Origin of the sequence: Syntrophomonas wolfei subsp. methylbutyratica (genome assembly GCF_001570625.1) — a bacterium.
GTDB classification, from domain to species: domain Bacteria; phylum Bacillota; class Syntrophomonadia; order Syntrophomonadales; family Syntrophomonadaceae; genus Syntrophomonas; species Syntrophomonas methylbutyratica.
In genome coordinates this window covers 236,524-247,730 of record NZ_BBQT01000002.1, presented here as the reverse complement: position 1 = coordinate 247,730, position 11,207 = coordinate 236,524, and the positions used below count along the sequence as shown (strand labels likewise).

Genomic DNA, 11,207 nt, shown 5'->3' with positions numbered 1-11,207 from the left:
AATACCATCTATTTAATAAATATTTCACCTTATACTACAATGGCAATTATTAATATTATCATATAGACTATTTGCAGTCAAGATATTTTTCTGTTATCAATCATCATCTTCATCTAAATCTTCTTCCTGTCCAATATTCTCCAGGGAGTATCTTTCTTGAATGAGATTATTTACCCGCTTCATTCTTCTCATAAACCATATTATTATTATCAGAAATCCCGTTCCAAATAGCACCACTCCCAGCATTAGCCCATCCAAAACACTTGCTGCTAAAAGCTTCTGCCCATCTTCCATGGCAGCCAGGCGTTTTAATTCCCAGGTAGCGGCCATGTCTTTAACTTCATCGGCCGAGCTTTCGCCAATGGCACCCGGAATCCTAATCTTAAGCTGTCCCTGTCCTGAATCAACTACTGCTTGTAAAAAATCCGCCGATTTATCTTTTTCCCAGAATAAAGATGTTCTCTTGAATACTATGTAATTCTTAATCTCTGCCTTTATCGGTAATCTTTGCGATTGAGCCTGATAAGCCTGCCAGTTGTCCAGCTTGCGCTCTAACTTGTACTCTTCTCCTCCCTCTATTTGCTTCCACTCCTTAGTATCAAAGCCGGGTGGTTGCTCCATAGTCAGACTTTCATATATGGAACCATCATCGCGTAAATCTATTTGCCAGAGTACCTCTGCCGCCTGAACCGGCCCAGGCCATAATACTATCATAAAGAGGAGAGTAAAGATTAATGGGGAAAAATTCTTCATCATCTATCATACCCCTTCCTTACGTAAAATAAACTTGAACTAAGATTATATCACAAATTTGATTTGAGCAATAAAAAAAGTGCTGCTTGAGCAGCACTTTTTTTAGTCTTTTATTGGACTTCCTGTAAATAAAGCATGATTCGTAAGAAAAGTGAGGAGTAAGGGGTGAGGGGTTAATTTATTTCCTACTGCATCTTACTATTCAAGCGCCTACTAACTCGCTTTTCATCGGTGGTCATGGCCCTCACCCTGCGGGTACTCCTGGTGTTCCACCCTGCGGGTATCACTATTAAGGTTGCGGCCATGAGGGGTTCTACTGCAAAAAACTATTTTACTTCTACACTGCCACCGGCTTCTTCAATCTTAGCTTTTATTTCGTTGGCCTCTTCCTTGGTGATTTTTTCTTTTACCGGATTGGGGCATTCATCTACGAGGGTCTTGGCTTCTTTAAGTCCTAGCCCGGTTATCTCTCTAACTACCTTAATGACATTAATCTTCTTTTCACCGGATGAGGTAAGAATAACATCAAACTCATATTGCTCCTCAACGGCTTCTGCAGCAGCACCAGCGGCAGGGGCAGCAGCAACGGCTACGGGAGCAGCGGCGCTAACTCCAAATTCTTCCTCCAGGGCCTTTACCAGTTCGGATAACTCCAAAACGGTCATTTGCTTGACGATATCGATAACTTCCTGTACTTTACTCATTAATATTACCTCCCAAATTTAATATATTTAATTATTTGTTCTCTTACTCTCATTGAATTACTAAAGGTTCTTAACCTGCTTTTTGTTGCCGGATCTGATCCAATACATTTACCAATCCGCCGATATTGGCATTAAGTACATATACCAGGCTGGTGATTGGCGCCTGCATAGTACCCAGAACCTGGGCCAGTAATACTTCCCGTGGTGGTAATTCAGACAGGGCTTTTACTCTATCAGGTAAAACCATCTGTCCCTCAAGTATAGCAACTTTAACCTCCAGCTTTTTGTACTGCTTGATAAAGTCATAAATAACTTTGGTAGGGCTTACCGGATCTTCCTTGCTAAAAAGCACCACATTGGGGCCGGCAATATGCGATATTACCTCGGGATTCCCCGTATTTTGCAGGGCAAACTCGGTCATGGTGTTTTTGAGCACCTTGAATTCTACCCCGGGCATCCGGAGTTTGTTCCTTAAATCGGTAATTTCTTCAACCTTAATCCCCCGGTAGTCGGCAAAAACAACCAGCATGGAGTCCTGTAGCTTTCCCTCAATCTCTTTTACTATCTTTTGCTTTTCTTCAATTTTGGGCATCATTTTTCACCCCCTCTTTTAACTAAATCCATTAAAAAACCTCTGCCGATGACCTGCAGAGGTTAATATACTGCATGGAAAAATACAGTTTTTATATCAATCCCTCGGCAGGTGAACTACTGTTCTTTAAGGCTTTTGCCACCGGCTGTCTACGGTAATTTTATTGGCAATTTTAATTTTATTTGTTGGCCGCCATTAAGACTAGCGGGTTGATTTTTACTCCCGGGCTCATGGTAGAGCATACTGTGACTGAGCGCATATATTGCCCTTTAGCCGCTGCCGGCCGGGCTTTGAGCAAGGCCTCAGCAAAGGCATTCAGATTTTCTTGCAATTTATCCACCTCAAAGGAAATCCTCCCAATGGGTGCATGTACAATAGCGCTTTTGTCCACCCGGTACTCTATCCGACCGGCCTTTAATTCCTTAATGGTACGCTCGATATCAAAGGTTACTGTTCCTGCTTTCGGATTCGGCATCAATCCGCGAGGCCCCAGGATTTTACCCATTTTTCCTACAACGGCCATCATATCGGGGGTAGCTACCGCCACATCAAAATCAAACCAGCCACCCTGTATTTTTTCGGCCAGGTCTTCTCCTCCGACATAATCAGCCCCTGCCAGTTCAGCCTCTTTGATTTTCTCTCCCTTGGCAAATACCAATACCTTACGGGTTTTCCCCGTTCCATTGGGCAGGCTAACCGTACCTCTGACTTGCTGGTCAGCATGCCGCGGATCCACGCCCAGTTTAATGTGCACCTCTACGGTTTCGTCAAATTTGGCTTTGGCTATCTCCTTAACCAGTTCCAACGCTTCTCGCGGCTCATAAAGTACCAGGCTATCCAATTTTTCGCTGGCTTGTTGGTAATTTTTTCCTCTCTTCAATTCTTTCATCCTCCTTGTGGTAATCGGCTTAGGCCTCCCACCATGGTTCATAATCATAAAACATAAAATCACTTATACTTAATCAATTATTTCCAGTCCCATACTGCGGGCGGTTCCTTCTATCATTTTTACCGCTGCATCAATGTCGCTGGCATTCAGGTCTTCTTTTTTGGTTTCCGCTATTTCCAGCAGCTTGGCCCGGGGGACTTTACCAATCTTCTTCTTGTTCGGCTCACCCGATCCTTTGTCTATATTGGCAGCCTTTTTCAACAAATCAGAAGCCGGGGGTGATTTAATCACAAAAGTGAAAGACCGGTCTTCAAACACTGTTATTTCTACTGGTACAATATAGCCGGCTTGATTGGCTGTTCTGGCATTATACTCTTTGCAAAATCCCATTATATTAACCCCATATTGGCCCAGGGCTGGTCCTACCGGTGGTGCTGGCGTAGCTTTTCCTGCAGCAATCTGTAGTGATATTTTACCCAAGACTTTTCGTGCCATTTCCCTCCACCTCCTTCTTTCCTTAATAGCTTTAAGCATCGGAAGAAACTGCGGAGCAGTTTCAACACAGCGCTATATCTTTTCTATTTGTTCATAATCCAGTTCTACGGGCGTCTCCCTGCCAAACATGGAAATGTTAACTCTTATCTTTCCTTTTTCCGGCAGCAATTCCCGCACTACTCCTTCGAAATTGGCAAAGGGACCGGTTTTGACCCGGATACTCTCTCCTATTTCAATATCAATAATCATGGTCTTCTTTTCCATCAGTCCCATCTGACGGCGAATCTTGTCTATTTCTTCCTGATGCAGGGGAATAGGCTTGCTGCCACTTCCTACAAAACCGGTTACTCCAGGAGTATGGCGCACTACATACCAGGAGTCATCATCCATAATCATGTTTACAATAACATAGCCGGGAAAAATTCTCTTGTTGGTAACCTTGCGTTTGCCGTTTTTGTATTCTACTTCCTGTTCCTCGGGAATAATAACCTCAAAGATTTTGTCCTGCATATTCATGGATTCTACTCTTTTGGACAGGTCAACCTTTATTTTGTTTTCATATCCCGAATAGGTATGTACCACATACCAATCACCCTGATGTCTTGTTTCCTCAGCGGGCTCTACACTTTGCTCTCTTTCAAGAACTTCCGTGACACCTGCTTGCCGGTCGTTAATTAGATCCACCTCCTTATCTAGGCAAAGGCTTCAAATAGCTTCGCCAATAAAAACGAGAGTCCTGAATCAAATAACCAGATTATAACGGCTACCAGGGTTACAGCGATTAGTACCACTCCAGTATAAGCTATCATTTGTTGTCTATTAGGCCAGTGTACCTTTTTTAATTCACTGTAAACATTTAAGAAGAATTGTTTCCCATTCTCCCAGCGTAGTTTTAAAGCTGATTCCTTAACTTCCGAAACATTATTTTTCACCATTTATTCACACCCTCTAGATTACTTGATTTCTTTGTGGAGTGTATGCGTATTGCAAAAGCGACAATATTTCTTCTTCTCTATTTTTTCACCTTGCTTTTTCTTGTCTCTGGTGGTCGTATAATTACGTTGTTTACATTCGCTGCATGCCAGTGTTACTCCAACTCTCACTGCAATGACACCTCCATCCTCTGCACAAAAATCCTATAATAATCTATCACAAGGCTATTCCTCATGTCAAATAGCTCTTTTTTCTTCATCAGTCAATACAGCAGGGGAACAAGACCCCTGCTGTATAATCCCTTAACAGAAATATAGGATCATTTTCCCTGTTTACTCGTTCAAACTGGTAACCACACCGGCACCTACCGTTCTTCCGCCTTCACGGATGGCGAATCTCAAACCTTCTTCTACGGCTATCGGGGTTATCAGCTCTATTGCCATCTGTACATTGTCCCCGGGCATTACCATCTCTACTCCTTCGGGCAACTGGATTATTCCGGTTACGTCGGTGGTCCGGAAATAGAATTGCGGTCTGTAACCGCCAAAGAACGGGGTGTGTCTCCCGCCTTCTTCTTTGGTCAGGACGTATACTTCAGCATTGAATGCGGTCAGGGGCTTGATGCTGCCGGGCTTGGCCAGTACCATGCCTCTTTCTACTTCTTTGCGGTCTACTCCTCTTAACAGGGTGCCGATATTGTCTCCGGCTTCGGCATAGTCCAGAAGCTTGCGGAACATTTCTACTCCAGTACACACGGTCTTTCTGGTGGCTTCTCTCATTCCTACTATTTCTACTTCGTCTCCTACTTTTACCTGACCTCTCTCTACTCTTCCTGTGGTTACGGTGCCTCTTCCGGTTATGGTGAATACGTCTTCTATGGGCATCAGGAAGGGCTTGTCAACTGCTCTTTCCGGCAGGGGTATATAACTGTCTACCGCATCCATCAGTTCCCATATATGCTTGCACCATTCGCATTCCCGACTGCCACAACCGCATTCCAGGGCCTTCAGGGCTGAGCCCATTAGTACGGGGATGTCGTCTCCGGGAAACTCATAGAAGCTTAAGAGTTCTCTGACTTCCATTTCTACCAGTTCCAGTAGCTCGGGGTCGTCTACCATGTCGGTCTTGTTCATAAATACTACTATATAGGGTACCCCTACCTGACGGGATAGCAGTATGTGCTCCCGGGTCTGCGGCATGGGGCCGTCAGCGGCTGATACTACCAGTATGGATCCGTCCATCTGCGCTGCTCCGGTGATCATGTTCTTTATGTAGTCAGCATGACCGGGGCAGTCTACATGGGCGTAGTGACGGGTTTCGGTTTGATATTCAACATGCGAGGTGTTGATGGTTATGCCTCTTTCCCGCTCTTCCGGGGCTTTGTCAATCTCTTCATAGGACGTGGCCTTGGCTCCTCCTACTTTCGACAGGGTCTGGGTTATCGCTGCTGTCAATGTGGTCTTGCCATGGTCTATGTGACCTATGGTCCCAATGTTAAGATGAGGTTTTGTCCTCTCGTATTTTGCCTTTGCCATCCTTTCTCTCACCTTTCCTTTTAAAATAAAGTAAGACTTGCTTCAGGTGGAGTTTTAACTCCATCTGAAGCTTAGTCGCACTTATCCAGGGACTTAGTCGCCCTTACTCCTGCCTATAGAGGCGGGAGCCTTAGAGCGAGTTAGTCATCGGATAAATCCGATAACGGATTCCCTGCAAAGAGTAGTATCCTGTCCAATAGTATAAGACATTACATGAAAATTCAAAACCTTATTCACTATCTCTACTATAATATTGACTCATTTACATTCAGTGGGGGCCTCATAGCAGAATCGTTAATTAATATTCTACCCAATAAAAAAATAAAATAAAAGGAGTGAATATCACTCCTTAATAATCTATGGTAGCGGCGAAGGGATTTGAACCCCTGACACTACGGGTATGAACCGTATGCTCTAGCCAGCTGAGCTACGCCGCCGGATGGAGCCCTTAACCGGACTTGAACCGGTGACCTCATCCTTACCAAGGATGCGCTCTGCCGACTGAGCTATAAGGGCGTAAATTAACCTGGCTGTTTTTGCCTGCTTTTAGCAGCGTTCTATATTCTATTTGTTTACATGGATGTAGCTATTGTACTGTCCATGGTCGCTTACATGGTTGCACCCTGCACCCTTCGGGTACTCCTGGTGTTCCATCCTTCGGATGTCACTATTAAGGTTGCGGGCACTACTAGTGCGACCCTGGGTAAGTTTCTGCCTGCTTTCAGCAGCATTTAATATTTTATTTGTTGACATGAATGTACCCGTAGTACGTTCCATGGTCGCTTTTATGGTTGCACCCTGCGGGCACTACTGATGCGACCTCGGGTAAGTTTTTGCCTGCTTTTAGCAGCATTTAATATTCTATTTGTTTACATGGATGTAGCTGTAGTACTGTCCATGGTCGCTTTTATGGTTGCGGGAGCCGGACTTGAACCGGCAACCTTCGGGTTATGAGCCCGACGAGCTACCAACTGCTCCATCCCGCGTCATTTATGGTGGAGGGAGAAGGATTTGAACCTTCGAAGGCGGTGCCAACAGATTTACAGTCTGCCCCCTTTGGCCACTTGGGTATCCCTCCAGGTTTTCTTTATGGAGCCGAGCACAGGACTTGAACCCGCAACCTGCTGATTACAAATCAGCTGCTCTACCGGTTGAGCTAGCTCGGCTCAGCAAGTAATATTGTATACTCTGAACCGGGCAAAGTCAACATAAATTGAAAGGTAAAATCTTAGCTTACATGGCGTTCCTGTCCTCGAGATATTTTTCCAGTTTTCTTTTTACCCTCTGCAAGGCATTATCAATTGATTTTACATGTCTTTTCAAGTCTATAGCTATTTCATGATATGACTTGCCTTCTAGATATGCCATCAGTACTTTCCATTCCAGCGAACTCAGAATTTCCCCTATTTTTTTCTCAATAAAGATGAATTCTTCACGGCTAATAACAATTTCCTCAGGATTGGAAATTCTGGTAGTAGAAAGAATATCCATAAGGGTGCGCTCTGACTCTTCATCATAGATAGGCTTATTTAAAGATACATAGGAGTTAAGAGGGATGTGTTTCTGCCGGGTGGCAGTTTTGATAGCGGTAATAATCTGTCGGGTAATACATAATTCTGCAAAAGCCCTGAAGGAAGTAAGCTTGTCCATTTTATAGTCTCTAATAGCCTTAAACAAGCCAATCATACCCTCTTGAATGATATCCTCCTTGTCTGCTCCAATCAAAAAATAAGACCTGGCTTTGGCGCGGACAAAATTTTTATACTTGTCCATTAAAAATTCGATTGCAAATTGGTCACCTAGCTGCGCTAAATCTACTATTTCTTCATCACACATCTCCAGATATGTAATACAAATGGTTTTCTCAGCGACAGAACCGGGCATTTGACCGCCTCCATATATAAAATAATATTAATTATGATGCAAAAACCCTGGTATTGACACACACATAAATATTATAGTCACTGTTTTATCGACTCGTCAAGCTATCCGGGAAGCAAGTTTATCCGTTGGCGCAGAACTTCATAAATAAGCAAGGCTGCCGCAACCGAGGCATTTAAAGAATTAACTTGGCCAAACATAGGTATCTTTACTAAAATATCACAGTTTTCACTAACCAGCCGTCTTATTCCCCGTCCTTCGCCCCCAATTACCAGGGCCGTGGGGCTGGGAATGCTGGTATTAAAATAACTCTGCTGGGCCTTGGCGTCAGCACCAATTACCCAGAATCCCTCTTCTTTCAAGTACTTGATGGTGTTAACCAGGTTGTTTTCCCGGATAATTGCCATATGTTCCACGGCTCCGGCTGAAACCCGGCTAACCGTAGGATTGACCTCAGCTGATTTATGGCTGGGAATAATGATGCCATCTACACCGGCACATTCTGCCGTCCGGATTATAGCTCCCAGGTTTTGCGGATCTTCGATACCGTCAAGCAGCAATAAAAATGGGGGCTTTTCGTTCCGGTCCTTGAGTTTTTTTAAGATCTGGCCCAAGTCGGCATAAGGGTATCTTTCCACTTCGGCAATAATCCCCTGGTGCTTGCCCTCACAAAGCTCATCCATTTTCTTCTTTTCCAAATATTGCGGCTTAAGTTGTTTTTCACGAGCCAGAGTCAGGATTTCTCCCAGTCGTTTATCCTGCCGCTCTCGTTGTGCATAAATCTTATAAACCCGGCGTTGCCCCTTCAGGGCTTCACTTACCGCGTTTATCCCAAAAACCAGTTCTTTCATCGCTCCCACCTAACAAAGCACATATTATTAAGATTCAACAGAGGAGAACCCCTGCCCCACCTCCTTCACAATAACAAAACGATACGCTGAAGGGAGAAACGGGGGAAAAATTATTTAATGCTAAGTGGACAGAATTCTTTACACCTTTCACAGTTCTCTGTATTCTTTCCAAATACACAGGTATTAGCTTTTGCTCTATTTTGTACAATTATCATGTCCATCACTGTGTCATTTAAATTGTGAATGTCAATAATATGAGCTGCTATTCTTGCAGTTTTTATTGATTCAATAGTTGATTCTATTGTAGGTCGTCCCCCTGTATGTTCTTCCCGTGTTACGGTTGCTAGAATATTTGCACACCCTTCTAACCCCATAATCACAGCTCCTATAGCGCTTGAAACATGATCCATCCCAATTGCTATATCTGTAGGAATAGGACCCAAAGGCATGATTGGAAACCCTTCAGTTTTTAATATTGATGATATCCTCTTAATATCATTTGGCCTTGCATGCCCTGGAGATTCTATTATTACTCCTACATTATTCTGCGAAATCAACTTAGCTAATGATATTTGTTTTTCAATCTCCATTCTTTGTGCTTTATCATTACTATCAAAAATATTCGCTGAGCGAAAGGTAGTTCCTATACTCAATACTACTTCATACTTTCGTGCATAAGAGATAATCTGAGGTAATATTCTTAGATAAACATTTTCATCCTTAAACTCCTTTGCCACTAAGTCCTTAATTACTATTCCACCACCACGCGAAGTTATTGGTACAATCCGTTTTTTTGCCTCTTCATATATCTCTTTATTTGCAGTTGGATGAATCGTAATTAAACCAACCCCGCATTCCATTTGATCAACTATAATTTCCAATAAATCCTTTTGATCAATTACTCCATTCTTATTATTGGCTAAATATATTGGTAATGTAGCGGATACAAATGGTGTATCCTTGATTACTTTATACCAAAGTGCTTTGCTCCTTTTTACTTTCTTCGTACTTAGATCAGAGAGTATATCCGGGCTTTCCTTAATACTGGAAATTCGAATAATCTTTTTATGTTCATATTCATAATCTGAAATATCATTAAACCCAATTAAACTATTTATCAAAGTTCTTTTTCCATAGCCTGCCTCAAAAAAACCATCGTTTTTCTTTAGTCTTGCAATGTGCTTGTTATGATTATTAACTTCTATTTTACAAGTCTCATCAGGCACCTAAAAATATCCTCCGTTGATACTACTGTATCTAATAATTTATCATGGTACTCTTTATCTACTTCCTTAATCATTTCCATTATAGAACCGTTATTAATAATCTGCTTTATTACATCATTATCCCTATCCTCAGGAATGACAATCGCAGGTATTATTTTACAGTTTCTGTTTATTGCCACTTCTACTTCCGCCTCTGTACCGTCTCTACCACTAAACACTACAACAATTTGAGTAGAATTAAATAACTTGGCTCTATATTTTTTTAATTCTGGCAACAGAGATAAATCATTAGAAAACTTAGGGTTTGCTGCGTAAGGATTTGGGAAAATTCGCATTCTATCACTAACATCCAATTGTTTCACTATGCATTGCTCTGTAAACGCAGAAACTGCATCTGCTCCAATTCCTGCAGACTGCCCACTAATAAGGATAATGTCCTTCTCTTCTGCTAACTTCATCCCTAATTCTCTGGCAACTTCATTTCCATTTTTATGGGATCCTGTAATATATACTGTTTTTCCCCTGGAACTTTGACTTATTGATACCAATATATCTTTTAATTCATCATAATCATCAATTAACAAAGTTGAAATTCCAAATCTCTTTAAATCCGTACACCATAGTTTTTGTCGTTTTGCTTTTTCTTTGCGCTTTATAGGCTCCTTATCTGTAGCCCTTTTTATTATTATATAATGCTCTTGCGTTGATTTCTTACTTAGTCTTCTAGCTGTTACCATGATATTTTTTATGTTAGGATCTCTGTAGCTATATCCTATAAACAAAAATGATTTTTTAAGCAGATCATTGCATAGCCTTTGAGATATTGCTGGTTTGTTTACTAAAAAATCTTCATAATCTTCTTCAGTTATAGTAATTTCGTCATGATGAGATCTTGATATACACCCATGCATTTTTATTATCTCAATTTCTGAGTTATTTACATTTCTTGAGATCATATCATCATTTACTTTGACATCAGAAAGGAATTCTAAAAAAGCGGTTTCCAGCAATGTATCATAGTTAGTCGTCCATATAGTAGATACTTTTGTAGTTGCAAGAGCCTTATGATAATCATTTATATTATATTTTTTATTAAAAGCTTTTGATATTTGATTCAGCAGTGGACCTCTGTTTCCAGAGTATTCATTCACAATATACTGTGCTATTTGCGGTAAATCGTCATTTTCATTATCTATTTTAATTTCAAGTTCATTTGTTAGAGGCTCTAACAGCTTAAACCAATCTACTTCTGTAGATTCATATGATATCCCACTTCCGACAAAAATTGCACCACAATTATTTTTCAGGGCATCCGATACCCTGTTTATAACAGTTTCTTTTTTCATGA

General features: G+C 41.7%; 13 protein-coding genes, 5 tRNA genes and 1 other annotated feature. All 18 genes read right to left on the bottom strand.

Annotated features, from left to right (window positions below; genetic code table 11):
* Nucleotides 1-96 precede the first annotated feature (96 nt).
* The 18 genes from AWB54_RS02915 to AWB54_RS02835 all read right to left on the bottom strand — a co-directional run bounded on the left by AWB54_RS02915 (nt 97) and on the right by AWB54_RS02835 (nt 11,205).
* Complete coding sequence (locus AWB54_RS02915) at nt 97-756, bottom strand: hypothetical protein (RefSeq protein WP_061213124.1); 660 nt, start codon at nt 754-756, stop codon at nt 97-99.
* A gap of 323 nt (nt 757-1,079) precedes the next feature.
* Nucleotides 1,080-1,457, bottom strand: a complete 378-nt coding sequence (rplL, locus tag AWB54_RS02910) for a 50S ribosomal protein L7/L12 (protein WP_061213123.1) — start codon at nt 1,455-1,457, stop codon at nt 1,080-1,082.
* Nucleotides 1,458-1,527: 70 nt separating this feature from the next.
* Nucleotides 1,528-2,052 (bottom strand): 50S ribosomal protein L10, encoded by a 525-nt coding sequence (gene rplJ, locus AWB54_RS02905; protein ID WP_235811068.1) that lies wholly within the window; start codon nt 2,050-2,052, stop codon nt 1,528-1,530.
* 21 nt (nt 2,053-2,073) lie between these two features.
* Nucleotides 2,074-2,222, bottom strand: a sequence feature (ribosomal protein L10 leader region).
* A 5-nt stretch (nt 2,223-2,227) separates the two neighbouring features.
* The gene (rplA, locus tag AWB54_RS02900) at nt 2,228-2,938 is read right to left on the bottom strand and encodes a 50S ribosomal protein L1 (protein ID WP_061213122.1); all 711 of its coding nucleotides are present in this window, start codon (nt 2,936-2,938) and stop codon (nt 2,228-2,230) included.
* 69 nt (nt 2,939-3,007) lie between these two features.
* The gene (rplK, locus tag AWB54_RS02895; RefSeq protein WP_061213121.1) at nt 3,008-3,433 is read right to left on the bottom strand and encodes a 50S ribosomal protein L11; all 426 of its coding nucleotides are present in this window, start codon (nt 3,431-3,433) and stop codon (nt 3,008-3,010) included.
* A 72-nt stretch (nt 3,434-3,505) separates the two neighbouring features.
* On the bottom strand, nt 3,506-4,015 hold the full coding sequence (gene nusG / locus AWB54_RS02890; protein WP_041428091.1) for a transcription termination/antitermination protein NusG: 510 nt from the start codon (nt 4,013-4,015) through the stop codon (nt 3,506-3,508).
* Nucleotides 4,016-4,125: 110 nt separating this feature from the next.
* Nucleotides 4,126-4,368 carry a preprotein translocase subunit SecE gene (secE, locus tag AWB54_RS02885; RefSeq protein WP_061213120.1) on the bottom strand — a complete coding sequence of 81 codons (243 nt, stop codon included), beginning with the start codon at nt 4,366-4,368 and terminating at the stop codon, nt 4,126-4,128.
* Nucleotides 4,369-4,386: 18 nt separating this feature from the next.
* Nucleotides 4,387-4,536, bottom strand: a complete 150-nt coding sequence (gene rpmG / locus AWB54_RS15180; protein ID WP_082735982.1) for a 50S ribosomal protein L33 — start codon at nt 4,534-4,536, stop codon at nt 4,387-4,389.
* Nucleotides 4,537-4,698: 162 nt separating this feature from the next.
* Nucleotides 4,699-5,901: an elongation factor Tu gene (tuf, locus tag AWB54_RS02880; protein WP_061213119.1), complete on the bottom strand. Its 1,203-nt coding sequence runs from the start codon at nt 5,899-5,901 to the stop codon at nt 4,699-4,701.
* 360 nt (nt 5,902-6,261) lie between these two features.
* A tRNA-Met gene (locus tag AWB54_RS02875) sits at nt 6,262-6,338 on the bottom strand.
* 3 nt (nt 6,339-6,341) lie between these two features.
* Nucleotides 6,342-6,417 (bottom strand) — tRNA-Thr (locus tag AWB54_RS02870).
* A 394-nt stretch (nt 6,418-6,811) separates the two neighbouring features.
* Nucleotides 6,812-6,887 (bottom strand) — tRNA-Met (locus AWB54_RS02865).
* Nucleotides 6,888-6,894: 7 nt separating this feature from the next.
* A tRNA-Tyr gene (locus AWB54_RS02860) sits at nt 6,895-6,979 on the bottom strand.
* Nucleotides 6,980-6,991: 12 nt separating this feature from the next.
* Nucleotides 6,992-7,067: transfer RNA gene (locus tag AWB54_RS02855), tRNA-Thr, on the bottom strand.
* Between the two features lie 67 nt (nt 7,068-7,134).
* Nucleotides 7,135-7,785, bottom strand: a complete 651-nt coding sequence (gene sigH / locus AWB54_RS02850) for an RNA polymerase sporulation sigma factor SigH (protein WP_011641726.1) — start codon at nt 7,783-7,785, stop codon at nt 7,135-7,137.
* A 101-nt stretch (nt 7,786-7,886) separates the two neighbouring features.
* Complete coding sequence (gene rlmB, locus AWB54_RS02845; RefSeq protein ID WP_061213118.1) at nt 7,887-8,633, bottom strand: 23S rRNA (guanosine(2251)-2'-O)-methyltransferase RlmB; 747 nt, start codon at nt 8,631-8,633, stop codon at nt 7,887-7,889.
* A gap of 110 nt (nt 8,634-8,743) precedes the next feature.
* A complete protein-coding gene (locus tag AWB54_RS02840; RefSeq protein WP_235811067.1) occupies nt 8,744-9,859 on the bottom strand; it encodes a phosphomethylpyrimidine synthase ThiC in 1,116 nt (371 codons plus the stop codon).
* Complete coding sequence (locus AWB54_RS02835) at nt 9,835-11,205, bottom strand: SIR2 family protein (RefSeq protein ID WP_061213117.1); 1,371 nt, start codon at nt 11,203-11,205, stop codon at nt 9,835-9,837. The genes AWB54_RS02840 and AWB54_RS02835 overlap by 25 nt, the downstream gene beginning before the upstream one ends.
* Nucleotides 11,206-11,207 lie beyond the last annotated feature (2 nt).